The organism is Streptomyces tropicalis, assembly GCF_029269835.1.
Classification (GTDB): Bacteria; Actinomycetota; Actinomycetes; order Streptomycetales; family Streptomycetaceae; genus Streptomyces; species Streptomyces tropicalis.
Window position 1 is genome coordinate 415,788 of sequence record NZ_JARJBB010000004.1, and the last position, 26,115, is coordinate 441,902.

General features: G+C 76.4%; 19 protein-coding genes and 1 pseudogene. 9 read left to right on the forward strand and 11 right to left on the reverse strand.

Going from position 1 to position 26,115, the window contains the following annotated elements:
- Positions 1-136: 136 nt before the first annotated feature.
- On the reverse strand, positions 137-2,845 hold the full coding sequence (gene ppdK / locus P3H78_RS10925; RefSeq protein ID WP_276108678.1) for a pyruvate, phosphate dikinase: 2,709 nt from the start codon (positions 2,843-2,845) through the stop codon (positions 137-139).
- A gap of 245 nt (positions 2,846-3,090) precedes the next feature.
- Here ppdK and P3H78_RS10930 point away from each other — a divergent pair, with 245 nt between their 5' ends.
- The 4 genes from P3H78_RS10930 (at position 3,091) to P3H78_RS10945 (ending at position 7,217) form a co-directional block, all read left to right on the forward strand.
- Complete coding sequence (locus P3H78_RS10930; protein ID WP_276108679.1) at positions 3,091-4,041, forward strand: universal stress protein; 951 nt, start codon at positions 3,091-3,093, stop codon at positions 4,039-4,041.
- Positions 4,042-4,078: 37 nt separating this feature from the next.
- A complete protein-coding gene (locus P3H78_RS10935) occupies positions 4,079-4,999 on the forward strand; it encodes an amino acid kinase family protein (RefSeq protein WP_276108680.1) in 921 nt (306 codons plus the stop codon).
- 101 nt (positions 5,000-5,100) lie between these two features.
- Complete coding sequence (locus P3H78_RS10940; protein ID WP_276108681.1) at positions 5,101-5,841, forward strand: SOS response-associated peptidase; 741 nt, start codon at positions 5,101-5,103, stop codon at positions 5,839-5,841.
- A gap of 203 nt (positions 5,842-6,044) precedes the next feature.
- The gene (locus P3H78_RS10945) at positions 6,045-7,217 is read left to right on the forward strand and encodes an AI-2E family transporter (protein WP_276108682.1); all 1,173 of its coding nucleotides are present in this window, start codon (positions 6,045-6,047) and stop codon (positions 7,215-7,217) included.
- 251 nt (positions 7,218-7,468) lie between these two features.
- Here P3H78_RS10945 and P3H78_RS10950 read toward each other — a convergent pair whose 3' ends face one another.
- From P3H78_RS10950 to P3H78_RS10975, 6 genes are all read right to left on the reverse strand, one after another.
- Positions 7,469-7,897 (reverse strand): hypothetical protein, encoded by a 429-nt coding sequence (locus P3H78_RS10950; protein ID WP_276108683.1) that lies wholly within the window; start codon positions 7,895-7,897, stop codon positions 7,469-7,471.
- 1,295 nt (positions 7,898-9,192) lie between these two features.
- Positions 9,193-11,697 (reverse strand): prolyl oligopeptidase family serine peptidase, encoded by a 2,505-nt coding sequence (locus P3H78_RS10955; protein WP_276108684.1) that lies wholly within the window; start codon positions 11,695-11,697, stop codon positions 9,193-9,195.
- Positions 11,670-13,454, reverse strand: a complete 1,785-nt coding sequence (locus tag P3H78_RS10960) for an N-acetylglutaminylglutamine amidotransferase (RefSeq protein ID WP_276108685.1) — start codon at positions 13,452-13,454, stop codon at positions 11,670-11,672. The genes P3H78_RS10955 and P3H78_RS10960 overlap by 28 nt, the downstream gene beginning before the upstream one ends.
- A 275-nt stretch (positions 13,455-13,729) precedes the next feature.
- Positions 13,730-14,941: a carboxylate-amine ligase gene (locus tag P3H78_RS10965; RefSeq protein ID WP_276108686.1), complete on the reverse strand. Its 1,212-nt coding sequence runs from the start codon at positions 14,939-14,941 to the stop codon at positions 13,730-13,732.
- Between the two features lie 207 nt (positions 14,942-15,148).
- The gene (locus P3H78_RS10970) at positions 15,149-15,664 is read right to left on the reverse strand and encodes a YflT domain-containing protein (RefSeq protein ID WP_276108687.1); all 516 of its coding nucleotides are present in this window, start codon (positions 15,662-15,664) and stop codon (positions 15,149-15,151) included.
- 128 nt (positions 15,665-15,792) lie between these two features.
- The gene (locus P3H78_RS10975; protein WP_276108800.1) at positions 15,793-17,505 is read right to left on the reverse strand and encodes a SpoIIE family protein phosphatase; all 1,713 of its coding nucleotides are present in this window, start codon (positions 17,503-17,505) and stop codon (positions 15,793-15,795) included.
- 367 nt (positions 17,506-17,872) lie between these two features.
- Here P3H78_RS10975 and P3H78_RS10980 point away from each other — a divergent pair, with 367 nt between their 5' ends.
- On the forward strand, positions 17,873-18,355 hold the full coding sequence (locus P3H78_RS10980; protein ID WP_276108688.1) for an ATP-binding protein: 483 nt from the start codon (positions 17,873-17,875) through the stop codon (positions 18,353-18,355).
- A gap of 74 nt (positions 18,356-18,429) precedes the next feature.
- Here P3H78_RS10980 and P3H78_RS10985 read toward each other — a convergent pair whose 3' ends face one another.
- Entirely contained in the window at positions 18,430-19,845 is a 1,416-nt protein-coding gene (locus tag P3H78_RS10985; RefSeq protein ID WP_276108689.1) for a hypothetical protein, read from the reverse strand.
- A gap of 112 nt (positions 19,846-19,957) precedes the next feature.
- Here P3H78_RS10985 and P3H78_RS10990 point away from each other — a divergent pair, with 112 nt between their 5' ends.
- Together P3H78_RS10990 and P3H78_RS33505 are read left to right on the forward strand one after the other, a co-directional pair.
- The gene (locus P3H78_RS10990) at positions 19,958-21,199 is read left to right on the forward strand and encodes a molybdopterin-dependent oxidoreductase (protein WP_276108690.1); all 1,242 of its coding nucleotides are present in this window, start codon (positions 19,958-19,960) and stop codon (positions 21,197-21,199) included.
- A complete protein-coding gene (locus tag P3H78_RS33505; RefSeq protein ID WP_438827942.1) occupies positions 21,196-21,708 on the forward strand; it encodes a hypothetical protein in 513 nt (170 codons plus the stop codon). Before P3H78_RS10990 ends, P3H78_RS33505 begins: the two co-directional genes overlap by 4 nt.
- A gap of 173 nt (positions 21,709-21,881) precedes the next feature.
- Here P3H78_RS33505 and P3H78_RS33510 read toward each other — a convergent pair.
- The 3 genes and pseudogenes from P3H78_RS33510 to P3H78_RS11005 all read right to left on the reverse strand — a co-directional run.
- Positions 21,882-22,670: pseudogene (locus P3H78_RS33510) on the reverse strand (methyltransferase domain-containing protein); the annotation flags it as partial.
- Positions 22,667-23,284, reverse strand: a complete 618-nt coding sequence (locus P3H78_RS11000) for a TIGR04282 family arsenosugar biosynthesis glycosyltransferase (protein ID WP_276108691.1) — start codon at positions 23,282-23,284, stop codon at positions 22,667-22,669. The pseudogene P3H78_RS33510 and the gene P3H78_RS11000, both read right to left, overlap by 4 nt.
- Positions 23,281-24,024, reverse strand: a complete 744-nt coding sequence (locus P3H78_RS11005; RefSeq protein ID WP_438827943.1) for a glycosyltransferase family 2 protein — start codon at positions 24,022-24,024, stop codon at positions 23,281-23,283. The genes P3H78_RS11000 and P3H78_RS11005 overlap by 4 nt, the downstream gene beginning before the upstream one ends.
- 115 nt (positions 24,025-24,139) lie before the next feature.
- On the opposite strand from P3H78_RS11005, the gene P3H78_RS11010 reads away from it, so the two are divergent.
- Positions 24,140-24,958, forward strand: a complete 819-nt coding sequence (locus P3H78_RS11010) for a response regulator transcription factor (RefSeq protein ID WP_276108693.1) — start codon at positions 24,140-24,142, stop codon at positions 24,956-24,958.
- 2 nt (positions 24,959-24,960) lie between these two features.
- Positions 24,961-26,073 (forward strand): sensor histidine kinase, encoded by a 1,113-nt coding sequence (locus P3H78_RS11015; RefSeq protein ID WP_276108694.1) that lies wholly within the window; start codon positions 24,961-24,963, stop codon positions 26,071-26,073.
- Positions 26,074-26,115: the final 42 nt, after the last annotated feature.

Here is a 26,115-nt window from a genome sequence, read left to right on the forward strand (position 1 = left end):
TCCACTCCTCGCGCCATACCCCTGGGGGTACTGTACGTCCCGATCCGTGGCGATGTCGACGCCGGCCGCGCCGGACGGCGGCGGCCCCCGGCCCGCTCACGTGCACGCGCGTCGGGGGTGTCGGCGTCCGGCCCGCTCACGTGCTCGCGTCGGGGGTGTCGGCGTCCGCCAGCGCGGCCCGCCCGGCCTCCAGCCGCGCCACCGGCACCCGGAACGGCGAGCAGGAAACGTAGTCCAGCCCGGCGGTGTGGAAGAAGTGCACCGACACCGGATCCCCGCCGTGCTCGCCGCAGACCCCGACGGTCAGGCCGGGGCGGGCGGCGCGGCCCTCCTCGACGGCGATCCTGACCAGCCGGCCCACCCCCTCCTCGTCGAGCGTCTCGAACGGGGACGCGGCGAAGACGCCCTTGTCGAGGTAGGCGGAGAAGAACGCCGCCTCCACGTCGTCACGGGAGAAGCCCCAGGTGGTCTGGGTGAGGTCGTTGGTGCCGAGGGAGAAGAACTCCGCCTCGCGGGCGATCCGCCCCGCCGTGAGCGCCGCCCGCGGCAGCTCGATCATCGTGCCGACGGGGCAGTCGACCGGCACGCCCGACTCCTCGGACACCTCGGCCAGCACCCGGTCCACCTCCTCGCGCACGAGCCGGAGTTCGGCCACGTCCCCGACCAGCGGGACCATCAGCTCCGCCAGCGGGACACCTCCGGCCCGGACCCGCTCCACCACGGCCTCCGCGACCGCGCGCACCTGCATGGCGACCAGCCCCGGCACCACCAGGCCCAGGCGCACGCCCCGCAGGCCCAGCATCGGGTTCTCCTCGTGCATCCGGTTCACGGCCGCCAGCAGCTCCACCTCGTGCGGGTCCGGCCGCTCGCCCCGGGCCTCGGCGGCGGCGGCCCGTGCGGTCAGCCCGGTCCGGTCCGGCAGGAACTCGTGCAGCGGCGGGTCCAGCAGCCGGATGGTCACCGGCAGCCCGTCCATCGCCTCGAGGATTCCGGCGAAGTCCCGGCGCTGGAGCGGCAGCAGCGCCTCCAGCGCGCGCGTCCGCCCGGCATCCGTCCGGGCCAGGATCATGTCCTCGACCAGGGCGCGCCGCTCACCGAGGAACATGTGCTCGGTCCGGCACAGGCCGATGCCCCGGGCGCCGAACCGCCGGGCCCGGGCGGCGTCCTCGGGCGTGTCCGCGTTGGCCCGCACCTCCAGCCGGGCGACCGCGTCGGCCCGGTCCAGGGCACGTGCCACGGCGGCCACCACGCCCCGCGACGCCTCTTCGGTCCCGTCGGCCCCGCCACGTTCCAGATGCCGCATGACCGCCGAGTCGACCAGGGGCACCGCGCCCCGGTACACGGTGCCCGCGGAGCCGTCCACCGACAGCACCGTGCCCTCCTCGACGACCGTGCCGTCCCGTGTGGTCAGCCGCCGCGCCCCGGTGTCGACGGTGAGGTCCTCCGCGCCGCACACGCACACCGTGCCCATGCCGCGGGCGACCACGGCCGCGTGGCTGGTCTTGCCGCCGCGGCTGGTCAGCACCGCCCGCGCGGCCACCAGACCGGGCAGGTCGTCCGGGGTGGTCTCCCGGCGCACCAGGACCACCGGCTCGCCGGCCGCGGCCCGCCGTACCGCCTCCGCGGAGTCGAAGACGGCCGCCCCGACGGCGGCGCCCGGCGAGGCCGGGACCCCGCGGGCGAGCGGCTCGCCGGTCGCGGCGGAGTCGAAGCGCGGGAACATCAGCCGGGCCAGGCCCTCGCCGCTCACCCGGGACAGCGCCTCGTCGGGGGTGATCAGCCCCTCGTCGGCGAGTTCGGCGGCGATCGCGAAGGCGGCCGCGGCGGTGCGCTTGCCGACCCGGGTCTGCAGCATCCACAGCGTGCCGCGTTCGATGGTGAACTCGATGTCGCACAGGTCCCGGTAGTGCCGTTCCAGCGTCTCCATGTGCGTCCGCAGCCGGTCGTACGACTGCGGGTCCAGACGCTCCAGGTCGGCCAGGGAGACGGTGTTGCGGATGCCGGCGACGACGTCCTCGCCCTGGGCGTTCGGCAGGTAGTCGCCGTACAGCCCGGGGCGGCCGGTGGCGGGGTCCCGGGTGAAGGCGACGCCGCTGCCCGAGTCCGGGCCGAGGTTGCCGAAGACCATGCGCTGCACGTTGACCGCGGTGCCGAGGTCGTCGGGGATGTGCTCCCGCCGCCGGTACAGCCGCGCCCGTTCGGAGTTCCAGGACCGGAACACGGCAAGGACCGCCCGCCGCAGCTGCTCGGCGGGGGACTGCGGGAAGTACGCGCCGGTCTCCAGGTGGATCAGGTTCTTGTACGACTCCACCAGCCGGGCCAGGTCCGCGGCGTCGAGGTGGACGTCGTCCGGGGCGCCGCGCAGGTCCTTCAGCAGGACGAGGGCCTGCTCGAACAGCTTCGGGTCCACCCCCATCACCGTGGTGCCGAACATCTGGACCAGACGGCGGTAGGAGTCCCAGGCGAAGCGCTCGCTTCCCGACACCTTCGCCAGGCCCTGCACGGAGTCGTCGTTCAGGCCGATGTCGAGGATCGTCTCCATCATGCCGGGCATGGAGAACCGCGCCCCCGAGCGGACCGACACCAGCAGCGGGTCGTCCGGCTGCCCGAGCCGCCGCCCGGCCGCGGACTCCACCGCCGACAGGTGCGCGGACACCTCCCGGGCCATGCCCTCCGGCTCGGCCCCGGTGGCGAGGAACGCCCGGCACGCCTCCGTGGTGAGCGTGAAACCCGGCGGGACGGGCAGCCCGAGCCGCGTCATCTCGGCCAGGTTCGAACCCTTGCCCCCCAGCAGGCCGGCCCGGTCACGCCCGCCTTCCGTGAAGTCGTACACGTAACGGACCATGACGCCGCGCTCCTCGGCTCGCCGGCCTGTGCCGCTACCAGCGTCGGTCCGGCCGGCCGGAGCCGGGGAGGTGCCGGGCGGCCCGGGCGGGGGGCCGGTCGGCCCCGCCGCGCCCGCGCCCGCTCCGGCGGACCGGGACCAACGGGCCCCCGGCAGGTCTGTGCGGCCCCTGGGCACGCGGCGCCCGCCGCAGCAGGCTCGGAACACGGCAGGGCCCACGGGGCCCCGACCCGAAGGGGCAGGTCATGCTAAGCAGCGTCGCCGCCGGAATCGACGGCTCCCGCGAGGGTCTCGCGGCCGCGCACTGGGCGGCCCAGGAGGCCGTGCGCCGGGGTGCCGGACTCGTTCTCGTCCACGCTCGGCCCGACGGCCCCGGACCGGCCCCGCAGTCTTCCCCGGACGTCCCCGGACCGGCCCCGCACACGCCCCCGCACACGCCCCCGGACGGCGGCGGCCGGACCGCACGCGTGCTGCACGAGGCCGCGGTGAGCGTGCGGGCCGCGCATCCCGGGCTGGAGGTCGCCGCCCGGGAGGAGACCGGCGCCCCGGTGCCCGTGCTGCTCGCGGCGGCCGGACGGGCGGACGTGCTGGTGCTGGGCTCGCTGGGTCTCGGCCGGGCGGCCCGGGGATGGGGGACCGGGTCCGTGGCCCGGCAGGTCGCGGGCCGCTCGCCGTGCCCGGTCGTCCTGGTGCGGGCCGGGCGGTGCGCGGCCGACGAGCACCTGCCGGCCGTGGACGGGGTGGCCCCGGACGAGATCCCCGAGACCCCCTACCGCACAGTGGTGCTCGGCCTGGACGTCACGCACCCCTGCGACGACGTCCTCGCCTTCGGCTTCGAGGCGGCCCGGCGGCGCGGCGCCGACCTGCTGGCCGTCCACGCCGTCACCGTCCCCCCGCCCGGAGCCTCCGCGCCCGGTGCCGAGCAGGGTGCGGATCCCGGAACCGACGTCGTCGCGGCCCGGGAGGGCGCCCTCGCGGCGGCCCTGCGGCCCTGGTGCGAGAAGTACCCCGCGGTCGCCGTGACCACCGCGGTCGTCCCGGGTCCCGCCGGCGCGGGACTGGCGCGCGCGGCCGCCGGCGCGGGGCTGCTGGTCGTGGGCCGCCGGACCGGCTCCGGGGCCCCCGGCTCCGGAGCCGTCGTGCCCGAGGTCGTGCAGCACGTGGCCGCCCCGGTGGCGGTGGTCCCGCACCCCTGAGACCGCGCCGCCGCCCGCACCAGGAGGGCCGAGACCCATGCGCATCGTCATCGCCCTCGGCGGCAACGCCCTGCTGCTGCGGGGCGACCGCCCGGACGGCGACGTCCAGCGGGCGAACGTGGTCCGGGTGGCGACCGCCGTGGCGCCCCTCGCGCACGAGCACGACCTCGTCGTCACCCACGGCAACGGACCGCAGATCGACCTGCTCGCCGAGGAGAGCACCACCGACCCGGAGCTTTCGGCCCCGTACCCGCTGGACCTGCTCACCGCGCAGACCCAGGGCATGATCGGCTCCCTGCTGGCCCGCGCCCTGCACGACGCGCTGCCCGGGCGCCCGATCGCCGCGCTGGTCACCCACACCGTGGTCCGCGCCGACGACCCCGCCTTCGCCCGGCCCACCACCCCCGTGGGCCCGTCCTACCCCCACGAGCTGGCGCGCGCCTTCGCCCGCACCCGCGGCTGGCACATCGCCGAGGACGGCCGCGGCGGCTGGCGCCGTGTGGTCCCGGGGCCGTCGCCCCGGCGGATCCTGGAGACGGAGACCGTGCGGGACCTGCTGAGCGGCGGCACCCTCGTGGTCTGCTCCGGCGGTGGGGGGGTCTGCGTGACCGGGGACGGGGGCGTCCTCGACGGCGTCGAGGCCGTCGTCGACAAGGACCTGGCGGCGGCCCGGCTCGCCCAGGACGTCGGCGCCGACTTCCTGCTCGTCCTCACCGACGTGCCCAACGTCTACGACGGCTACGGCACCCCCGGCCGGCGGGCCGTCCTGGACGCCACCCCGAGCGGGCTGCGCGCCGGGCACTACGCCGAGGACACCATGGGGCCCAAGGCCGAGGCCGCGGCGCGCTTCGTGGCGGGCACCGGCTGCCTGGCCGCGATCGGCGCGCTCGACGCGGCGTACGAGATCGTCCACGGCCGCTCCGGCACCCTCGTCCGACCGGACCTGACCGCCGGGTGACCGCGGGGGCGGGGACGCGGCGGGCCGACCGCCCGGACCCGGCCGCGGCACGCGGCGGCCGGGGCGCGGCGGAACACGGGCCCGCGTGGCACCCTGGCGGCATGTGCGGCCGGTACGCCTCCTCCCGCGCACCCGAGGACCTGGTGCGGCACTTCGGGGTGACCGCATGGCGGCCGGAGGAGTCCCTCGCGCCGAGCTGGAACGTCGCGCCGACGGACCCGGTGTGGGCGGTCCTCGAACGCGCCCCGCGCGACGGCGGGGACCGGCCGGTGCGCCGCGAACTGCGGCCGCTGCGCTGGGGACTGGTCCCGTCCTGGGCCAAGGACGCGCGGGGCGCCGCCCGGTTGATCAACGCCCGGGTCGAGACGGTGCACGAGAAGCCCGCCTTCCGCCGCGCCTTCGCCCGGCACCGCTGCCTGCTGCCCGCCGACGGCTTCTACGAGTGGGAGCGGATCGAGCAGCCGGGCACCGCGAAGGTCCGCAAGCAGCCCTGGTTCATCCACCCCGAGGACGACGGGATCATGGCGTTCGCGGGACTGTACGCCTACTGGCGCGACCCGGAGGTCGCGCACGACGACGACCCCGGCGCCTGGCTGACGACCTGCACCGTCATCACCACCGAGGCCACCGACGCGGCCGGCCGCGTCCACCCCCGGATGCCCCTCGCCCTGACCCCGGACCACTACGGCGACTGGCTCGACCCGGACCGCCGGGACACCGACGGCCTGCGCGCCCTGCTCGCCCCGCCCGCGGGCGGCCGCCTGGCGGCCCGCCCGGTCTCCACGGCCGTCAACGACGTCCGCAACAACGGCCCCGACCTGGTGGCGGAGACGCCCCTCTGAGACGCCCCCGCACGCTCACCGCGGTCACTCCCGCGCCCCGTCCGCACCACCGCATCGATGGCGCCCCGCCCGCGCCCCTTCCGTGTCCCGAACGGCCGCCGACCGCCCGGATGGCCCGTCCGGAGGCGCCGTACCGCGCCCCCCGGGCCGGCCTGTGCCTACGGTGCTGTGGAGGTGACCGTCGGCCGGGAACGGGAGGCGTCGTGACGGATGCGGGCGGCCCGGCCACCGGGCGGGGTCCCGGGCGCCGTGCCGGTGCGCGCGCACCGGGCCCGCTCTCGGCGCACGCCCCCCGGATCCGCCCGCGCCCGCGCCCCGTCCCGCCCTCGGCCGCCGCCGAGCGCACGGTGCCCTGGCTGCGCGTCGCCGCCGCCTACGCCTGGCGGCTCATCCTGGTCGGCGTCGTCGTCTACGGCGTCTTCACGGTCCTCGGCCGCTTCCAGCTCATCGCCTTCGCGCTCTTCCTCGCCCTGGTCATCACCTCGGTGCTGCGGCCCCTCGCCGACCTGCTGGCCCGCCGGCTGCCGCGCCCGCTGAGCGTCGCCGTGGCCCTGGTGGGAAGCATCCTGATGCTCTTCACCCTGCTGGCCCTGGTCGGCAATGCCGTCGCGGGGGAGTCCTCCCAGCTCGCGGGGGAGTTCCGCGGCGGGGTCCACCGGATCGAAGTGTGGCTCCAGAAGCCGCCGTTCCGGCTCGGTCCGGGCAAGCTCTCCGACCTCCAGCGGCAGGTCGTCGCCTATCTCTCCGCCCACCGGGGCAGGCTGCTCAGCAGCGCGGTCAGCGGCTTCGGGCGGATCGTGGAACTGATCACCGGGGGCGCGCTCGCCGTCTTCGCCTCCGTCTTCTTCATCCACTCCGGCGAACGGCTCTGGGCCTGGGGCCGCGACCAGTTGCTGCCCGCCCCGGCCCGGCCGGTCTGGGACGCGGCGGGGCACGCGGCCTGGCGCACCTTCGCGGGCTACACCCGCGGCATCATCATCGTGGCCGCCACCAACGCCGTGCTCGTGGGCATCGCCCTGTTCGCGCTGCGGGTGCCGCTCGCGCTGCCCCTGACGCTGCTGGAGTTCTTCGCCACGTTCGTGCCGCTTGTCGGCTCGCCGGTCGCGCTGGGCGTGGCCACCGTGGTCGCCCTCGCCGGGCGGGGCCCGCTCACCGCCGCGGCCGTGCTCGTCCTCATCGTCGTGATGGGCCAGTTGGAGGGGCACGTCCTGCACCCGGTGGTGATGAGCTGGGCGGTCCGGCTGCATCCGCTGGTCGTGGCCGTGACGGTCATCGCCGGCAGTATCGTGGCCGGGGTGATCGGCGCCGTCGTCGCCGTGCCGCTGGTCTCGGTCGCCTGGGCCGTGCTGCGGGCACTGCGCCCGGCACCGCCCTGACGGGACGGGCGCGGCGGTTTCCAACCTGTCGCCCGTGCCGCGCGACACGATACGACAGCCCGTCACATCGTGCCGGTCGGCAGGAACCGACAGCCCGTCACATCGTGCCGTACGGCAGAGATGGACATGCCGTCACATTGTGCCGCGGAGCCCCGACGTCTTCCGCCGCATCGCATCGCGCCGGCCCGAACACGCCGCAGTGTGCGGCTCCGTGACGGAGCCGCACACCACGACTTTCACCGGATGTGTTCTCAGTAGCCGCCGCCGCGGTCCCCATGGCCCCCGAAGCCGCCGCCGTAGCCGCCGCCGAAGCCACCGTAGCCGCCGCCGAAGCCGCCGTAGCCACCGAAGTCGCCGCGGTCGAAGCCGCCGCGGTCGAAGCCGCGGTTGAAGCCGCCGTGGTCGAAGTAGCCGCCGCGGCCGCCGAAGTCGAATCCTCGGTAGCCGCCGAAGCGGTAGCCGTGGCCGTAGAAGCAGTTGTCGTCCCAGTTGCCCCGCCAGTTGTTGTACCAGCCGCAGTCGCGGTGGTCACGGTCGCGGTAGTCGCGGCTGTACTGGTGGGAGTCGTGACCCTGGGTGGTCGCCGAAGCGGTCCCCGCCGCGCCGATCGCAGCGCCGCCGGCCATCAGAACGCCGATTGCGGAAACCGCGAAGAGGCGCTTCACGCGCTGTGCTCGCATGGGTATACCTTTCCTTCCATCGTCTCGGGCCGAACAGATGCCCAAGATGGATGGCCGCCACCGCGTAATGGGATGGTGCGGCGCGGTCGTAGGCGTTGCCGCTGTACTGGAGGAGCACGTCTCGGCCCCCGGCACCGCCGTGTCGCCCGCGTAAGCTTCCGTGGGCGGCCGCCGGCGGCCACAGCCCCCTGAGGAGGCCATGCCGGGCGGGATGTGCCTCGGTTGCGGCTCTCACTTGTAGACGCTAGTCGCCCCGTCGCGAGTCGGCATCTTGAACGGGAAATCAGAACAACAGCCGCGTCCGCGACAGGAATCGGGCACAGTCCCCCGTCTGACGGGCGGCTCAACCCCGTTGCGGGGATAGGTAGTTCACGCGTCCAGTAAAACGGTGACCTGCTGTGGCGGGACGACCCCGCACCGTGTCGTCCCGGCGTTCCGACACCGCCGGCGGTTCCGGTGCGCGGACGGCCCGCACGCGCCGTCCGGACGCGGTCGTGGGACCCGTTCGCCCGGGCGGCGCAACCCGGTGCCGCGGACGCAGCGGGTGCCCGGGCGGGCCGCCGTGCATGGCAGGGGGGCGCCCAGGGCTGCTCGCAGGCAGGCCCGCGCAACCATCCGGTGACGCCGTTGAGTTCCCCGTGCCGCAGCTCTCCGTCAGGACCGTCCTCGCTGTGGCTGCCGCCGGACCCGCGGGGGGACCGGCCGGTCGTGCGCGCCCTGGACGGTGCCGTGGACGTCGGCGCCCGCGGCGCGCTGGAGGCGGCCCTGAGCGCACCGGGGCGCGCCCCGACTCGTCGTCGACCTGACCGGGGTGCGGCGGGGCCCGCCGTCCGGCGTGGAGGCCCTGCGCCGGTTCTCGGCCTGCTGCGCCGCCGAGCTGCGTACGCTGCGGCCTGCGTCCGGCCCCGACGGCGCCTCCGCGCCCTGCGTCCGGCCCCGACGGCGCCTCCGCGCCCTGCACGGCGCCGGCCGCTGTCCCGGACCGGAATGGCACCCGTCGCCGCCCGCCGCCCTCACCGCGACGCCCGAGGTGTCCGAGGACGGTGCTGCCCGGTCCGGGGCGGAGCCGAGCGTGCCGCCCGCCGAGCAGGCCCGGCGCGGGAAACTGCTGGAACTCCGGTACGCGCTGCGCGGCCGGGCCGCCGTCGCCCGGGCCCGCACCCCGGCCCCCGGGGTCCGCACCCCACACCCCGGATCCCGGACCCCGGGTCCAAACCCCGGCCCCGGGCCCGGACCTGCGTCCCCGTCCAGGCCCGTCACGCACCCGATCCGCCCGTCAGGGAGGGCAGACCAGGTCACCCCCCGAGGTGGCGTTCCATCCAGTCGGCCGCGGCGCGGCGGAAGGCGCGCCGGTTGTCCGCGCGCCGGAAGTCGTGGCCCTCCTCGCGCAGCACCAGGAGTTCCGCCTCCAGCCCGCGCTCCCGGGCCGCCCGGACGAACTGCTCCGACTCGCCCGGGGGCACGTTCGTGTCGTGCTCGCCGTGCACCGTCAGCACCGGCACGCGCAGCGCGTCCACCCGGCTCATCGGCGAGAGCGAGCGCAGCAGCTCGCGGTCGCGCTCCGGATGCCCGTACTTGTGCGCCGCGGACTCCGCGATCCACGGCTCGGTGCCCGCGAAGAAGGTCGCGAAGTCCGACATCCCGCAGACCGCGACACCGGTGCGGAACAGCTCCGGATGCCACACCAGCGAGGCCATCGTGAGGTAGCCGCCGTACGAGCGGCCCATCACCGCCAGCCGTCGCGGATCGGCGAGCCCGGCCAGGACCACGTGGGCGGCGCAGGCGGCCACGTCCTCGATGGCGGCGAACCGGCCCGTGCCGAGGTCGGCGTCGACGAAGGAGCGGCCGTGCCCCGAGGAGCCGCGCACGTCGGGGGCGAACACGTCCAGGCCCCGGCCCAGCAGCTCGTGGTAGAGCGGGTCGAAGGTGGGGCGTTCCTGCTCCTCCGGGCCGCCGTGCAGGTGCAGGACGCACGGGGCGGGCTCGCCGGGGGAGCGGCCCGCGGCCCGGTAGTACCAGCCGCCCAGGCCCAGCCCGTCCCGGGCGACGGGATGCACCGGCACCGGACGCACCGGGGGGCGCCCGCCGGGCACGGTCTCCTCGTCGGTCGCGGACCACGGGGTGCGCAGGGCGGCGCCCGGCGGCAGCCACCAGATGCCGGGGCGGCGCTGCGAGCCGGACAGCGCGACCACCGGGGCGTCCGCGTCCGCGGTGAGGGCCACCCTGGTGACGACCTCGTGCGGCAGGGAGACCCTCCGCGTGGGCCCGAGCGCCGCCGCCCGCCCGTCGGGCCCCGCGCCGTCCTCCGCCCCTGCGCCGTCCTCCGGCTCCCGACCGTCGAACGGGTGGCTCTCCGCGCCGGTCGTGGCCGGGGACAGCGCGGACACCTCCAGCTCGCTGACGCCCCGTACGTTCCACGACAGGGTGGCGCCGAGGCCGCTGCGGTCCAGCGTCAGCAGCTCCAGGCCGCAGCCCTCCCGCTCCGCGGCGACGGTCAGCGACCGCCTCCGCCCCGCGGAGTCCAGCCGGACGGCGTACAGGGCCGCGTACTCCCGGCCGTGGTCACTGCGCAGCCACAGGGTACGGCCGTCCGGCGCGAAGCCGCCGATCCACGGATCGGCGTCGGCCACGCGCACCCTGCACATCACCCGCAGGTCGCGGGTGCGCACCACCAGCGCCTCCCGGCGGCCCCGCGGTCCCCGCCGCACCAGGGCCAGCCGTCCGTCCCGGCTCACGTCGCACACGCGGAGCGTGGCGGCCGCCCGTTCGCTCGCCACCAGCACCGGGGCCGAGGCGCCGTCCGGGTCGACGAGGTACGCCGACAGCGTCTTGGGGGAGGGCTCGGCGGACAGCGTCCGCGCCCCGGGGGCGGTGAGGGAGGCGCCGGACAGGTCGTACGGCGGGACGGCGCCGCCGCCCGGTCCGGCCGCCGCGCGTGAGGTGTCCCGCGGCCCGACGGGGATCCAGGAGCCGGCCGGGACCTGGGCGACGGCGCCGAGGCGGGCCGGGGGCGGTTCCAGCTCGCCGTGGCCCGGCTCCGGGATCGCCTCGGCGACGGTCACCGCGAGCGCCGACCCGTCGTGCTGCCAGCAGCCCAGGTGCGCGGAGCTGTCCGGCTCCCCACCCGCCAGGAGCCGGCGGCCGGTGCCGTCGGGGCGTACGCACAGCACCCGCGTGTGCTCGCCGCCGCCGGGAGCGGTGGTGTAGGCGATCCAGCGGCCGTCGGGCGACCAGGACACCTCCGTCACCGGATGCGGGTCGCCGTCGAGGAGGTGGGCCTCGCCGCCGTCGACGGGCCCCACCCAGAGCTGCGGCACCCCGGCCCGGTCGCATATGAAGGCGACGAAGCGGCCGCCGGGGTCCACCGACGGGTACCAGCAGCCGTGCGCGGTCAGCAGCGTCGGCGTCTCGTGCGGGGCCGCCGTGTCGGGCAGCGGCACCGCCGCAGGGGCGGGACGCGCCGTCCCCGCGGCCTCCTCGGCCCGCTCCCCGCCGGATCGCGCGTCGACCCGGAAGGCCCGTACGCGGCCTGCCGCTCCCGAACCCGCGACCGGACCGTCGTCGTCCTCGCCGTGGCGGTGGCCGTTGCCGTGGCTGAGTCCGTCGCCGTGGACGTCCGGCGGCCCGGGCGCACCCGGGGAGCCCCGGGCGGGCTCCTCCCCGGCCGGGGCCCCGGGGGGCGGCGTGGCGGGCGCCGAGGGGCCCGCGGCGTCGCCGTCCGCCGTCCCCGGCTCCGGAGCGGACGGGAACGGCGCCGGTGCCGGCGCGCCGGTCAGCGGATTCCGTGCGTCTGCAGCCATATCTCCAGCAAAGCTACCTGCCACAGGGTGTTCGCCCCCCGCTTCGTGCGGTGCGCGTTGGGCGCTGCGAGCAGTTCGGCGACGTAGTCCTGACGGAACAGGCCCCGGTTCGCGGCCTCGGGGGCGGTGAGCGCCTCGCGGACCCGCTGCAGGACCGGCCCGGCCATGTGCTTGATCGCCGGCACCGGGAAGTAGCCCTTGGGCCGGTCCACGACCTCGCGCGGCAGGACTTGGCGGCCGGCGGCCTTCAGGACGCCCTTGCCGCCGTCCGCGAGCTTGAGCTCCGGCGGGCAGGCGGCGGCCAGTTCGACCAGCTCGTGGTCGAGGAACGGCACCCGGGCCTCCAGGCCCCAGTCCATGGTCATGTTGTCGACGCGCTTGACCGGGTCGTCGATCATCATCACGTGCGTGTCCAGCCGCAGGTCCGCGTCGAGCGCGGTGAGCGCGCCCGGAGCCGCGACGTGCGACCGCACGAAGTCGCCGGAGAAGTCCCGCTCCGGCAGCGCTCCGGGGTCGAGCATGCGGGCGAGGTCGGCGTGCGGACGGTCGAAGTAGACGTCGGTGTACGCCTCGGCGGCCCGCTCCCGGGGGACCCGGGACATGGCCGGGTACCAGTGGTAGCCGGCGAACACCTCGTCCGCACCCTGGCCGCTCTGCACCACCTTGACCTCCTTGGCCACCTGCTCGGACAGCAGGTGGAAGGCGACCACGTCATGGCTGATCATGGGTTCGCTCATGGCGAGGACCGCGTCGTCCAGGGCGGTGGAGACCCGGTCGGAGGGCACCATCAGCTGGTGGTGGTCGGTGACGAAGTGCCGCGCCACCAGGTCGGAGTAGGGGAACTCGTCGCCCTCCTCGCCGCCCTCCGCCTCGAAGCCGACGCTGAAGGTGGCCAGGTCCGTCTGCCCCTGCTCGGCGAGCAGTGCCACGATGAGGCTGGAGTCCAGGCCGCCCGACAGCAGCACGCCCACCGGGACGTCGGCCACCATCCGCCGGCGCACGGCCGTGCGCAGGGCGTCGAGGACCGCGTCCGTCCAGTCGTCGGCGTCCATGGCGGCGTCCCCGGGCCGGCGCACGTAGCCGGGCTGCCAGTAGCGGTGGTCACGGTGCGTGCCGTCCGGCTCCACCACCCGCACTGTGGCGGGCGGCAGTTTGCGCACCCCGCGCAGGATGGTGTGCGGCGCGGCCACGGTCGCGTGCCAGCTGAGGTACTGGTGCAGGGCGACGGTGTCGATCCCGGTGTCCACGCCGCCGGCGGCCAGCAGCGCCGGCAGCGACGACGCGAACCGCAGCCGGCCGGGGGCCCGGGCGAGGTACAGGGGCTTGATGCCGAGGCGGTCGCGGGCCAGCACCAGGCGCCCGCTGTCCTGCTCGGCGATCGCGAAGGCGAACATGCCGTGGAAGCGGTCCACGCACGAGGTGCCCCACTCCCGGTACGCCTTCAGCACCACCTCGGTGTCCGAGCCGGAGAAGAACCGGTGGCCGAGGGCGGTCAGCTCCGCGCGCAGCTCCCGGTAGTTGTAGACGCAGCCGTTGAAGACGCCGGCGATCCGCGCCGCCGGGTCGGCCATCGGCTGGGCGCCGCTCTCCGACAGGTCGATGATCTTCAGCCGGCGGTGGCCGAGGGCGACGGCACCCTGGGCCCACACGCCGCGGCCGTCGGGTCCGCGGGGTGCGAGCCGGTCGGTCATCCGCTCGACCGCCGCCAGATCGGGTTGTCCGCCGTCGAAGCGGACCTCTCCGCTGAGTCCGCACATCGGGCGGACCTCCCTTCGGTGGACCCCTCCGGCGCGGCCGCGGCCGCCGCCGGGGGAGTGGGGGCGTGGGACGTGTGAAGGACGGGCCGCGCGCGGGCCGGGGCCGGCGGGCCGCTGCCGGCGGGCCGGGCGCGGCCGGGCGCGGCCGGGACGCCGCCGTGGCGGACGCCGTGCTGCGCGCGGGCCGCTCCGGTGCGCGGTCCGTGCGCGGGCGCCGCCGGGCGCGGTGGCGTCCGGTGCGGGCTCCTGGCCGGTGTGCACGGTCCCGGGGCGGGTCAGGCGCCCGCGCCCTTGACGGCCGGGCGGGGACTGCCGGGGCGTCCGGCTCCGCGCACACCGCGGGGGCCCTGGGCCCGTGCGGGGGCGGTGCTGCGGGAGGCCGGGGCGGCGGCCCGCGGGGCGGTCGCGCCACGGGTCTCGGCCACCATCAGGTCCACACTGGCGAGCAGGTCGTCGGCCTCGGCGGCGCGCCGCAGCCGCTGGGCCGCCGTGCCGTCGGCCAGGGCCTGTGCCAGCAGCGCACGCACGGCCTCCCAGTCGCCGGAGGCCTCCAGCGCGGGGCGCAGCCGCGCGAGCATCCCCTCCAGGACGGAGCGGGCCGGCACGGCGCGCCGGGTGAGCGGGTCCACCAGGGGTCCTTCGAGGCCGGAGCGGGCGGCCCGCCAGGCGGCGGCGCGCAGCCACTCGTGGTGCCCGTCGCACTGCGGGCCGTCCCCGCGGGCCAGCCGGTCGCACGCGTCCCGGACCAGGGCACGGAACAGCCCGGTGATCAGCACGACCGTCTCCACCCGGGGACACGCGTCGCAGATCCGCAGCTCCAGGGTCCGCTGGTGCGCGGAGGGCCGTACGTCGTGGTAGACCATCCCGGCGTCGCTGATGACGCCCGAGCGGATCAGCTCCTGGAGTGCCGCGTCGTAGGCGGCCGCGTCGGGATGGCAGCCGGCGGGGCCCGCGGTGGGCCAGCGCTGCCACAGCATCGTCCGCCAGCTCGCGTAGCCGGTGTCGGAGCCGAGCCAGAACGGCGAGCTGGCGGACAGCGCCAGCAGCGGCGGCAGCCACGGCGACACCAGGCAGACGGCGCGGACCGCGGTGTCCCGGTCGGGCACGTCGACGTGGACCTGCGCGCTGCAGATGAGCTGCTCGTCGGCGACCCTGCGGTACTCGTCGACCATGCGCCGGTAGCGGGCGTCGGCGGTGACGTCCCGGGAGGTGACGTCGGCGAGCGGGACGGTGCCGGCGGCCACCACGGACAGGCCGAGCGAGGCGGCCGCCGCGTCGAGCCGGCGGCGGGCCGAGGCCAGGTCCGCGTGGAGCGCGTCGAGGGTGCCGTGCACGCGGCTGTTGCTCTCCACCACCGACTGCTGCAGCTCTGTGGTGAAGCCGGGCCCGTCCAGGCGGTCCAGCACGGCGCGGGCGCGGGGGACGAGCCGCCCGCTCTCCACGTCCAGCACGTGGAACTCTTCCTCTGCACCGATGCGCAACGTCACGTCGTCCCCTTGGGTCGTGCTCCTGGCCGGCCTCCGGGAACCGGGCTCGGGGGCCCGTCCGTCCGCGACCGCGCGGGACGGACCGCCCGAGTACCCCGGCCCGGGCTCCGCGAGACCTTCTTCCTGCAGCATCTGTACTCCAGCTTTCTCAGATGAGCGCGGCAGGGGCTGTGGAGGCAGCCGGTGCACGGCCGCCGCCCGGCGGTCTCAGGACTCCCGCCACCCCAGCTTGATCAGCATGTTCGTGGCGTCCTCGGCCACCTGCGGATCGGCCACCACGTCGTAGCGGGCGGCCACGATCCGGCTGCGCGAGGTGAAGTCGCGCCGGCCCCCGCTGAGGGCGTGCCCGATGAAGCCGAACACCGCCCCGAACACGGCGCCGTAGACGAGACCGCCGAGCAGCAGGACGAGCGCGTTGTGACCGCCCGCGGCGAACACGGCCAGCAGCAGGCCGATCAGCAGGCCGAACCACGCGCCCGAACCGGCACCGGCCAGCGCCGCGCGGCCCCGGGTGAGCCGGCCGAGGACGGTCTCGACCATCCGCAGGTCCGAACCGATGATCGCGGTGTGCTCCACCGGGAAGCCGTGGTCGGACAGGAAGTCCACCGCCCGCTGGGCGCCCTCGTACGTCGGGTACGAGCCGACCACGGGGCGATCGGCCGGTGGGGTCGGGGGCGGCGACGGTGACGGTGAAGCGGGCGGGGGCTGGCGGCGCTCGGTCATCGGCACGCTCCCTCGCTGGTACGGCAGTGCCGGATGCGTCCCGAGTTACCCTCGTGGCGTCGGGGAAACAGTGACGGACGGTCGCACCCCGCTCATCGGCCGTCCCCTCAGGCCGCGGCCGCCGCCGCTCACCCGGCCGGACCGGGGGTCCGCAGGGCGAGCAGCGCCACGTCGTCGTCGTTGTCCGCCGGGCGCACCCGGTCCAGCAACTGGTCCGTGAAGGACTCCAGCGGACGGGCGGCCAGCGCGCCCGCGTTCCGCCGCAGCCGCTCCAGCCCCTCGTCGATGCTGCGGCCCGGCGACTCCACCAGCCCGTCGGTGTACAGCACCAGCGTGGAACCGGCGGGCACCGCGACCGACGCGTCCCGGCGGGTCCGCCCCGACCGGGCGCCCAGCAGGATCCCGTGCGCCTCGGTGAGAAAGCGCCCGCAGCCGTCCGCGGAGATCAGCAGGGGCGGCGGGTGACCCGCGTTCGCCCAGGTCAGCTGCCACTGACCGGCCTCGCCCGCATTCAGCCGGGCGAAGATCAGGGTGGCCATGGTGACTTCGCTGATGTGCCGGGTCGCCTGGTCCAGCCAGTCCACGATCGTGCTCGGCGGACGCTGCTCGGACCAGGCGTAGGCGCGCAGCATGTTGCGCAACTGCGCCATGCCCGCCGCCGCGTCCAGGTCGTGCCCGACCACGTCGCCGATCGCCAGGGCCGTGATCCCCTCCCCGAGCGAGAACGCGTCGTACCAGTCGCCGCCGACCTGCGACGCGTCGGGGGAGGGCTCGTACCGGGCCGTCATCTCCAGGCCCGTCACCCGGGGCAGCTGCGGCAGCAGATGGCGCTGCATGGTCTCGGCGATCTTGCGCTGCCGCTGGTAGAGGCGGGCGTTCTCCAGTGCCACCCCGGTCCGGTGGGTGATGTCCTCCAGCAGGGGCAGATCGGCGGCGGTGAAGGGGTCCGACCGCTCCGACCGGCCCAGCGTCAGCGCGCCCAGCACCTCGCGCAGGCTGCGGATCGGCGCGATCACCGCCGAATGCATGCCCGTCGCCGTGAACAGCCGGCGCTGCTCGACCGCGATCCCCGAGTCCGGCTCGCTCTGGTAGGTCTCCGGGCCGACCACCGTGGACGCCACCCCGCGCAGCGCCCGCGACAGCGGCATCGGCGAGCGGGGGGACACCGGCGGCAGCGGGCCCTGGAGGTCCACCCGGGCCACCGGGCCGTCGTCACCGGCATGGGCCACGAGGGCACGCGACACGTCGTCGCCCTCGGTGATCAGGTCGATCACCGCCCAGTCCGCGAGCCGGGGCAGCACCAGCCGCACCAGCCGGTCCATCGCCTCGTCCACGTCGAGCGTCGACGTCAGCTGGGTCGTCGTCTCCGCCAGCAGGGCGAGCCGCTCCAGCTCCGACAGCGGCACCGCGACCGCCTCCCCCGAGCTCGCCACGCGCGGCACACCCTCCTCGGGCAGCGCGTGGAAGAGCGCGAGCATGCCCGCCCGCCCGTCGTCGAGCCGGTACGGGGTGAGCAGCCACGCGACGGGGAGGAGGGAAGCGTCGCCCCGGGCGAACCACTCGCCCAGGCCCTGCGCCACGCGTCCGGACAGGAGGGCCCGGCGCATCGGGCACCGCGAACGCGGCATCGGCTGGCCGTACCGGGTGCGGTGCAGCAGCTCGTGCGCGTCGTAGCCGACCAGGTCCGGCGCGCTGCGCGCGAGCAGCTGCTCGGCGCGGGCGTTCACCGCGACGATGTACCCCTGTTCGTCGACGGTGTACGCCCCCGTGCCGATCGCGTCCAGGGAGCCGGACCCCGGTGGTTCGCACGGGGCCACCTGCTCCCGGGCCGCGGGGTCCATGGCCTTCGGATCCGTCACTCGTGCCTCCTCGTCGTGGGCGGAGGCTTCGCCGACGCCGGCCGCCGGTCTCCGTGACCGCCGGTCGCCGCCTCGCGCGGTGGTGCGGCCCATGCCCTCCTGGGGGAGCGCATCGCGGCCGCCCGTCCCATTGTCCTCCGCCTCCTCGCACGCGGCTCCCGGTAGACGGTGAGCGGCGGGCGGTTGCGGGGTACCCGACGGGTGAGCGCAGGACTCCGGACCGGCCGCCGGGACGGTGTCCACCCGGCGTGTGCCGCCGGCGCCACGGCACGCGACCGGCGGTGCGTACCCGCCGCCGCTGCGGGTACCTGCGAATTCCGAGTAGTTCGCGCCAGTGAAGGCGGTCCGCATGGAACCTCTCTCGCCGGACGGCTGCACGTCCCCGGCCCCCGCACGGCTGCGTACGGCAGCCGCCCTCCCGGACGACGGGGCGTGCATCGCCGAGGCCCGCCACCTCGCGGCCGAGTTCCTGAGCGGCGCCCGCGCGGGACACGGACTGCGGGTGTCGTCACGGGCCGAGGAGGTCACGCAGCTGGTGGTGAGCGAGCTGGTCACCAACGCCCGCAAGTACGCCCCCGGCCCGGTCCTGCTGGAACTGCGGATCACGGAGGACACCGTCGAGGTGGTGGTCGAGGACAGCGACCCGGTCCTGCCGGTACCGGGCCGCGCCGACCCGGAGCGGGTGGGCAGCCACGGACTGGAGATCGTGCGGGCCGTCAGCCAGGACTTCGTCGTTCGCCGCGAACGGGCGGGCAAACGCGTGTCGGCCCGCGTCGCCCTGCGCGACGAGGACATCGCACCCCACCCGCACCTCCACCGCCACTCCGCCTGATCCCGGGCGGCGGGCCGGGGACCGGGCGGTGCGGTGCACGCCCGGCCGGGGCGGCCCAGGGGGCCGCCCGCCGGTCACCAGCCCGTCAGGAGCAGGTGGTTCACCAGCAGGGCGGTCACCGCCTGGGCGGTGAGCCAGGCCCGGGGACGGGGGAGCAGGGCGCAGGACGGCAGCAGCCACACGGCGAACGGCAGCCAGATGCGCTCCGTCTCCGCCTTGCTCATGCCGGACAGGTCCGCGACGAGCAGCGCCAGCAGGGCGCAGAGGACGAGCACGGCCAGGCGCACCTCGGGGCGGACACGGCCGCCGCCCCGGGCCGCCCCGGCCGCTCCTTCCCGGCGCCCGCCCCACGGACCGCCGTACCGGACCAGCTCGCTCCGGTGACGGAACAGGGCGCCCGCCGCCCGGCCCAGCCCGGCCACCGTCGCGAGGCCGACGACGAACACGGTGCAGGCCAGGTTCGCCCACACCCAGTAGCCGTACGGCCGGATGCCGCCCACTCCCTGGTAGTAGCGCCGGACCAGCAGGCGATAGGCCTCCCACCAGTCGAATCCGAGGGCGGTGAACACCGCCGGCACCACCGCCGCTCCGGCGAGCAGGAACGGGAGCGCCCGCACCCGTGCCCCCGGCCGGCCCGGCGCCACCAGCAGCACGCCCGCCCCGATCAGCACGAACAGCGTGAGCCCGTACGACAGGTAGCAGGTCAGGCCGAACAGCAGCCCCGCGCCGAAGGCGGCCGCCGCGCGGGCGGACGCCGTGCCGCACGTCGACGCGAGCGCGAGTAGCGCCACCGACCAGGCGGCCACCGCCGCGAAGTATCCGTCCGCGGACGCGCCCACCCACACCGCCCCCGGCGCCAGGGCCAGGAACGGCGCCGCCCGGCGGGCAGGTTCCTCCCCGGCCGTCCGGCGCACCGCCACCAGCGCCGCCACGCAGGCCGTCGCGCCGACGGTGATGCACCAGGCCCCGGCCCAGCCCCCACCGCGCAGCCCGATCCGGTCGAGCAGCACGAAGGTGAGCGTCGCGGCCGGCGGATGCCCGGCGATGTGGGCGGGCCAGGGAGCCGGCGCCCCCTCCACGATGTGGTGGGTGAAGTCCCGCAGCGCCGCCGGGATGTCGTGGAAGCGGCCGACGACCCGCAGGTACTCGTTGCCCGTGGTCAGCCGGGTGGCCACGCCACGCCGCCAGCCGTCGACCAGGGCCAGCGACCAGGTCCACGCCAGCGCCGTCCCCCAGGAGGCCGCGAGCAGCGCCCGCCACCGCAGCCGCCCGGCGAGCACCGGCCCGTACGCCACACCGGCCGCCGCCACCAGGACGGCGGCCGGTGTGCCCGGGCCCACGTGGGGGTCCCAGTCGGCGAACAGCGGCGGCCAGTGGACGAAGAGGGTGCGGCGGCCGGACTCGATGGAGCGGCCGACCAGGACGGCCGCCACGACGAGAAGAACGGCGGCCGCGGCGGCGGACAGATCGCGCAGGACAGGACGGGTCACACGGGCACGCTAGGCGGCCGGAGCGGCGGGCGGGCGGCACACGGACCGGACGTCAGCGTTTCGTCATCGGTGCGGGCCCGCACCGAGGGCCGATCCGGCCTACCGTCGGACCATGAGAGATCGACGGCCGCTCCCCACATCGCCCGGCTTCTGGCGCAGCCCGGTGCGCGGCTCCTGGTTCACCTCCGTGCTGGGCCTGGTCCTGCTGGCCGGCATCACCGTGCTGTTCGTGACGGGCCTGCTGTCGTACGCCGCGTACAACCCGAACCTGTCGCCGGTGAACGACCAGACACCAGGCAAGGGCCTCCTCGGCTTCTACCTGTTCGCCTGGCCGACCCACCCGCACTGGCTGTACCGCCTCACCCAGGGCGTCCACGTCACGCTCGGCATCACCCTCATCCCGGTGCTGCTGGCGAAGCTGTGGTCGGTGGTGCCCCGGCTGTTCGCGCTGCCGCCGGTCCGGTCCGTCACCCACGCGCTGGAGCGGCTGTCGCTGCTGCTCCTGGTCGGCGGCGGGCTGTTCGAGTTCACCACCGGAGTCCTCAACATCCAGCTGGACTACGTCTTCCCCGGCTCGTTCTACCCGCTGCACTTCTACGGCGCCTGGGTGTTCTTCGCCGCCTTCGTCGCCCACGCGGCCCTGAAGACGCCCGCGGCGGTGCGCACCGTGCGGCGCATGCGCGCCGGCGGCGAGGAGGAGGGGGACCTGGTGGCCCCGCGGCCCGCCCCTCCCACGGTGTCCCGGCGGGGCGCGCTGTGGCTGGTCGGCGGCGGATCGCTGCTGCTGTTCGTCACCAGCGCGGGCCGCAGCTTCGACGGGCTGCTGCGGCAGACCGCGCTGCTCACCCCGCACGGCGGGGCGGAACCGGGCAGCGGCCCGGGCGGCTTCCAGGTCAACAAGACCGCCGCCTACGCCGGCATCACACCGGCGGAGACCCGTGCGGACACCTGGCGGCTCACCGTCACCGGCCGCACCGGCACCGTCCGGCTGACCCGGGCCGATCTCGAGCGGATGGCGCTGCACAGCGCGGCGCTGCCCATCGCGTGCGTGGAGGGCTGGTCGACCTCCGACCAGTGGTGGCGGGGCGTCCGGCTGCGCGACCTCGCCGCCCTGGTCGGCCACGGCGACCCGCCCGACGTGCTCGTGGAGTCGCTCCAGGCGCACGGCGCCTTCCGCCGGGCCGCGCTCCGCGCCGACCAGGTGGGCGACCCGCGCTCGCTGCTCGCCCTGTACGTGAACGGCGAGGACCTGACCCCCGACCACGGCCACCCGGCCCGGGTCATCGTGCCCGCGGCGCCCGGGGTGCTCAACACCAAGTGGGTGGCCCGCCTGACCTTCGGGGAGCTGCGATGAACCGCCGCCCGCCGCGGACCCCCGGGACCCCGGGCGACGCCCGGACGCCCGGCCTGCGCCGGCTCCCGCTCGGCAGCCCCCTCCACCTGCTCCTGCTCGCCTGCTCGTTCGCGCTCGCCGCCTACGCGGGAGTGCGGCTGCTGGCGGGCGACTGGCTCGGGGTGGCGCTGTGGTTCGTGGGCGCGGCGCTGCTGCACGACCTGGTGCTGCTGCCGCTGTACTCGGCGGCCGACCGTGCCGTGGTGCGGGCGGCCGGGGCCGTCGGCCGCCGGGAGTGGGCCCTCTACGTCCGGGTCCCGGCGGCCCTGTCCGTGCTGCTGCTCCTGGTGTGGTTCCCGCTGATCAGCGGGATGGTCGATCAGAGCTACCGGCTGGCCGCCGGGCTCTCCGCGGACGGCTTCCTCGCCCGCTGGCTGCTGATCACGGCCGTGCTCTTCGGCGGCTCGGCGCTGCTGTTCCTGCTGCGGCTGCGCAGGGCGGCGAAGGAGCGGCCGCCCGCGGTCCACTGATCGACGGCCCGCCAGCCCGTGACCGCCGCGTGGCGGAGCAGGGCCGGCGCGCCGACCCGCGCCCAGGGGAAGGAGCCGCCCCCGCCCTCCCGTATCCCGGACACGCCGACGACCTCCACCCGGACACGCTCGTCGACGTCGGCCGCGGACGTCTCGGCGATCAGCAGGCCGTCCGGCCGCACCAGCAGGCCCAGCCGCCGCAGCAGCGCGCGCGGGTCGCCGCCGATGCCGATGTTGCCGTCCACGAGCAGGGCGGTGTCCCAGCGGCCCGCGCGGGGGACCGGTTCGAAGACCGAGCGGCGCAGCGCGGGCCGCGCCCCCGTGTCCGGCTCCCCGGAGTGCTGCCGGCGCGGCGGGGCGCCCAGGCGGTGCAGGGTGTGGGCGACCGCGGCCTCGCTGACGTCGATGCCCAGCACCCGGCGGCCGCGTACGGCGAGCGCCGCGACCAGCCGGCCGGGCCCGCACCCGACGTCGAGGACGGAGCCCTCGCAGCGGGCCAGCACCTCCAGGTCCACCGGATCCGGCTCGGCGCACCACCGCTCGACCTCCAGCGGCAGCAGCCACCCGTCGGTCCGCCGCAGGAACAGCGGCCCCCGGCCGTCGCGCAGCGCGACCGCGTAGGGCCCGGCGGCCTCGTCGGCGGCCCACGCGCCTGCGACACCGCCCCGCGCGCACCGAGCCTGCGCGGGCTCAGCCTGCGCGGTGCCGGTCGCGGCGGCGGACACGGTGTCGGACCGTGCGGCTTCGGCTTGCCCTGCGGCGGTGGCCGTGGCGGTGGCGGTGTCGGTCGGTGCGGTGCCGGTTCGAGCGGCTTCGGGCTGCGCGGGGCCGGTGACGGTTCCGGTCCGGTCGACTCCGGTCTCCGACGCGCCGGCGGCGGTGTCGGACGGTGCGGTGCCCGTCCGTACGGCCCCCGCCCGCGCGGTCCCGGCCGCCGGGACCGGCCCCTCCGCGGCGCTCATCGGTCGCCGTCCGACGTGAGCCGGGCGAGCCGTGCGGCGAAGTGGCCGTGCGGGGCGCAGGCGGCGACCGCACGCGCGTCGGCGGCCGTGTCCACGTCCCGCAGCCGCCGCAGGTCCCGCACCCGCAGTCCCGCGGCGACCAGCCGCTCCCGTTGCAGGGCCCCCGTCCCGGCCGTCGACATGGGCACCCCGCGCAGCAGCGCCGGATCGGGGGAGGCCAGTCCGAGGGCCCAGAAGCCGCCGTCCTCCGCGGGACCGATGCAGGCGTCGCAGTCGGCGAAGTCCACGGTGAGCAGCTCCGGCGTCACCTGCGGGGTGTCCATCCCGATGAGCAGCGCCGGTCCGGTGCAGCCGGCGAAGGCGCCCGCCAACCGCTCGTCCAGGCCGCCCGCGCACTGCGGCACCACGTCGAAGCCGGGCGGCAGCCACGGGCCGGGCGTGCCGTCGAGCACGAGGACCCGCCGGACGGCGGGCGCCGCCGCCACCGCGCGCAGGGTGTCGGCGAGCGCGGCCTCGGCGAGCGCGGCCGCCTCCCGCGCGCTGAAGGGCGGGCTGAGCCGGGTCTTCACACGCCCCGGCCGCGGTTCCTTGGCGATGACGAGCAGGGTGGTCACCGCAGGGCTCCTTCCCCGGCGCGCGGGGCCGGTTCGGCCAGGACCCGGCTCATGTCCCTCACCGCCTGCCAGGTGCCGCGCCAGGTCCCCGTCACCTTCGATGCGCCGGTGCGCGGCAGATACGGCACGTCGTGCTCCGTGATCCGCCAGCCGGCGTCGGCGGCCCGCACGACCATCTGCAGCGGGTAGCCGCTGCGCCGGTCGGTCAGACCGAGGTCGAGCAGCGGCGCCCGGCGCGCGGCGCGCAGCGGGCCGAGGTCGTGCAGGCGCAGGCCTGTGCGGCGGCGCAGCATCCGGGCCAGGGCGAGGTTGCCGGCCCGGGCGTGCGCCGGCCAGGCGCCCCGCCGCTGCGGGCGGCGCCTGCCGAGCACCAGGTCGGCCTCCCCGTCCAGCACCTCGCGGGTGAAGGGCACCAGGAGCGACGGGTCGAGGGAGGCGTCGCAGTCGCAGAAGCACACGACGTCGGCGGTGGCGGCGGTCAGCCCCGCGTGGCAGGCCGCCCCGAAGCCCCGGCGCGGTTCGGGCACGACGGTCGCCCCCAGGTCGCGGGCCAGTGCCGCCGAACCGTCGGTGGAGCCGTTGTCGACGACGAGGGCGCGCCAGCCGCGCGGGATGCGGGCGAGCACCCAGGGCAGCGCCGCCGCCTCGTTCAGGCAGGGAAGCACCACGTCCACGGCGGCCGGTCCGGACGGGGCGGGGTCGGGGGGCGGGGGAGGGGGAGAGGTCGTCACGGCTCTCACCCTACGAACGCGAACCGGGCATATCGGGCCACGACTGCTTACGAAACGCGGACGTCGGTCCCCGGGGCGGGTCGAACGGCGGCGCCGCCCGGGCGCACGGTGCGAGGCTGGACCCATGCAGCGTCCGTACGATCGCCGGCCCGCGTCCGGCCCGCTCGCCGCGCCGGGCGTGTCCGGGGCGCCGGGGCCGGGCGCATCCGCCACGCCGGGCCCGTCCCCGTCCGCCGAGCCCGCGCGGGCCCCGTCCGCCCGGGTCCTGGTCGTGGAGGACGACCCCACCGTGGCCGAGGTCGTCGCCTCGTACCTCGACCGCGCCGGGCACGCCGTGGACCGCGCCGGCGACGGTCCGGCCGCCCTCGCCCGGGCCGCCGCGCACTGGCCGGACCTCGTGGTCCTGGACCTGATGCTGCCCGGCATGGACGGACTGGAGGTGTGCCGCCGGCTGCGCGGACGGGCGCCGGTGCCGGTCATCATGCTCACCGCCCGCGGCGACGAGGACGACCGCATCCTCGGCCTGGAGGTCGGCGCCGACGACTACGTCACCAAGCCCTTCAGCCCCCGTGAACTCGTCCTGCGCGTGGAGTCGGTGCTGCGCCGCAGCCGCCCGGCATCCGCACCGCGGCCGCCGTCCGCCGCCGGCCTCACGGTCGACCCGGCGGCCCGGCGCGCCACCCGGAACGGCTCCGAACTCGCCCTCACCTTGCGCGAGTTCGACCTGCTCGCCTTCTTCCTGCGCAACCCGGGCCGCGCGTTCAGCCGCGAGGACCTCATGCGGGAGGTGTGGGGCTGGGACTTCGGGGACCTGTCCACGGTCACCGTGCACGTCCGCCGGCTGCGCGGCAAGGTCGAGGACGACCCGGCCCGGCCCCGTCTGATCCAGACCGTGTGGGGCGTGGGCTACCGCTTCGACCCGGCCGGCGTGGAGGGGAGCTGACGGTGCGCGACACCCTGCTCATCGCCCTGTACGCGTTCCTGGGCGCCGCCGCGACCGGGCTGGCCGGGGCGGGGGTGCTGCGGCTCGTCCGGCGGCGCTCGCTCACCGCCTCGCTCACCGTGGTCGCGGCCGTGGCCGTGGGCGCGATGCTGGCCGGCACCCTGGCGGTGGCGGAGGCGATGTTCCTGTCCGGGCACGACCTGTCCGTCGTCACCACGGTCGCCGCGATGGCGGCGGTGGTGTCGCTGGCCACCGCGCTGCTGCTGGGCCGCTGGGTCGTGGCCCGCAGCCGTGAACTCACCCGCGCCGCCCGCTCGTTCGGCGACGGGGGCGACTTCTCCGCCCCGCACGGCCCGGCCACCGCGGAGCTGGAGTCGCTGAGCCGTGAGCTGGCCGCCACCAGCGCCAGGCTCGCCGAGTCGCGCGCACGCGAGCGCGCCCTGGAGTCCTCCCGCCGCGAACTCGTCGCCTGGATCTCCCACGACCTGCGCACCCCGCTCGCCGGACTGCGCGCCATGTCGGAGGCGCTGGAGGACGGCGTGGCCGCCGACCCGGACCGCTACCTGCGGCAGATCCGCACCGAGGTGGAGCGCCTCAACGACATGGTCGGCGACCTGTTCGAACTCTCCCGCATCCACGCGGGCGCCCTCGCCCTGACCCGGTCCCGGATGTCGCTGTACGACCTCGTCGGCGACGCCCTCGCCGGCGCGGACCCGCTCGCGCGGGAACTGGGCGTGCGCCTGGTCGGCGACCGCATCGAGGCGGTGCCTGTCGAGGTGGACGGCCGGGAGATGAGCCGGGTGCTGGGCAACCTGCTGGTCAACGCGATCCGCCGCACCCCCGCCGACGGCACGGTCGCCGTCGCCGCTGAACGCTCGCCCGACGGCGTCGTCCTCTCCGTGAGCGACGGCTGCGGCGGCATCCCCGAGGAGGACCTGCCCCGCGTCTTCGACACCGGCTGGCGCGGCACCCACGCCCGGACGCCCCCGGCGGGTGCGGGGCTCGGCCTCGCCATCGTCCGCGGCATCGTGGAGGCCCACGACGGCCGGGCCGCCGTCCGCAACATCCCCGGCGGCTGCCGCTTCGAGGTGACCCTCCCCGCCGCCGGCGGCTGAGCCCGGCACCACCGCGACCCACCCGGTCCCGCCGCCGATCCG

What these genes read in the sequence shown, in the direction of transcription:
- ppdK (WP_276108678.1), bottom strand. Translation starts at nt 2,845, where the DNA reads ATGGTCCGTTACGTGTACGACTTCACGGAAGGCGGGCGTGACCGGGCC.
- P3H78_RS10930 (WP_276108679.1), top strand. Translation starts at nt 3,091, where the DNA reads ATGCTAAGCAGCGTCGCCGCCGGAATCGACGGCTCCCGCGAGGGTCTC.
- P3H78_RS10935 (WP_276108680.1), top strand. Translation starts at nt 4,079, where the DNA reads ATGCGCATCGTCATCGCCCTCGGCGGCAACGCCCTGCTGCTGCGGGGC.
- P3H78_RS10940 (WP_276108681.1), top strand. Translation starts at nt 5,101, where the DNA reads ATGTGCGGCCGGTACGCCTCCTCCCGCGCACCCGAGGACCTGGTGCGG.
- P3H78_RS10950 (WP_276108683.1), bottom strand. Translation starts at nt 7,897, where the DNA reads ATGCGAGCACAGCGCGTGAAGCGCCTCTTCGCGGTTTCCGCAATCGGC.
- P3H78_RS10955 (WP_276108684.1), bottom strand. Translation starts at nt 11,697, where the DNA reads ATGGCTGCAGACGCACGGAATCCGCTGACCGGCGCGCCGGCACCGGCG.
- P3H78_RS10960 (WP_276108685.1), bottom strand. Translation starts at nt 13,454, where the DNA reads ATGTGCGGACTCAGCGGAGAGGTCCGCTTCGACGGCGGACAACCCGAT.
- P3H78_RS10970 (WP_276108687.1), bottom strand. Translation starts at nt 15,664, where the DNA reads ATGACCGAGCGCCGCCAGCCCCCGCCCGCTTCACCGTCACCGTCGCCG.
- P3H78_RS10975 (WP_276108800.1), bottom strand. Translation starts at nt 17,505, where the DNA reads ATGGACCCCGCGGCCCGGGAGCAGGTGGCCCCGTGCGAACCACCGGGG.
- P3H78_RS10980 (WP_276108688.1), top strand. Translation starts at nt 17,873, where the DNA reads ATGGAACCTCTCTCGCCGGACGGCTGCACGTCCCCGGCCCCCGCACGG.
- P3H78_RS10990 (WP_276108690.1), top strand. Translation starts at nt 19,958, where the DNA reads ATGAGAGATCGACGGCCGCTCCCCACATCGCCCGGCTTCTGGCGCAGC.
- P3H78_RS33505 (WP_438827942.1), top strand. Translation starts at nt 21,196, where the DNA reads ATGAACCGCCGCCCGCCGCGGACCCCCGGGACCCCGGGCGACGCCCGG.
- P3H78_RS11010 (WP_276108693.1), top strand. Translation starts at nt 24,140, where the DNA reads ATGCAGCGTCCGTACGATCGCCGGCCCGCGTCCGGCCCGCTCGCCGCG.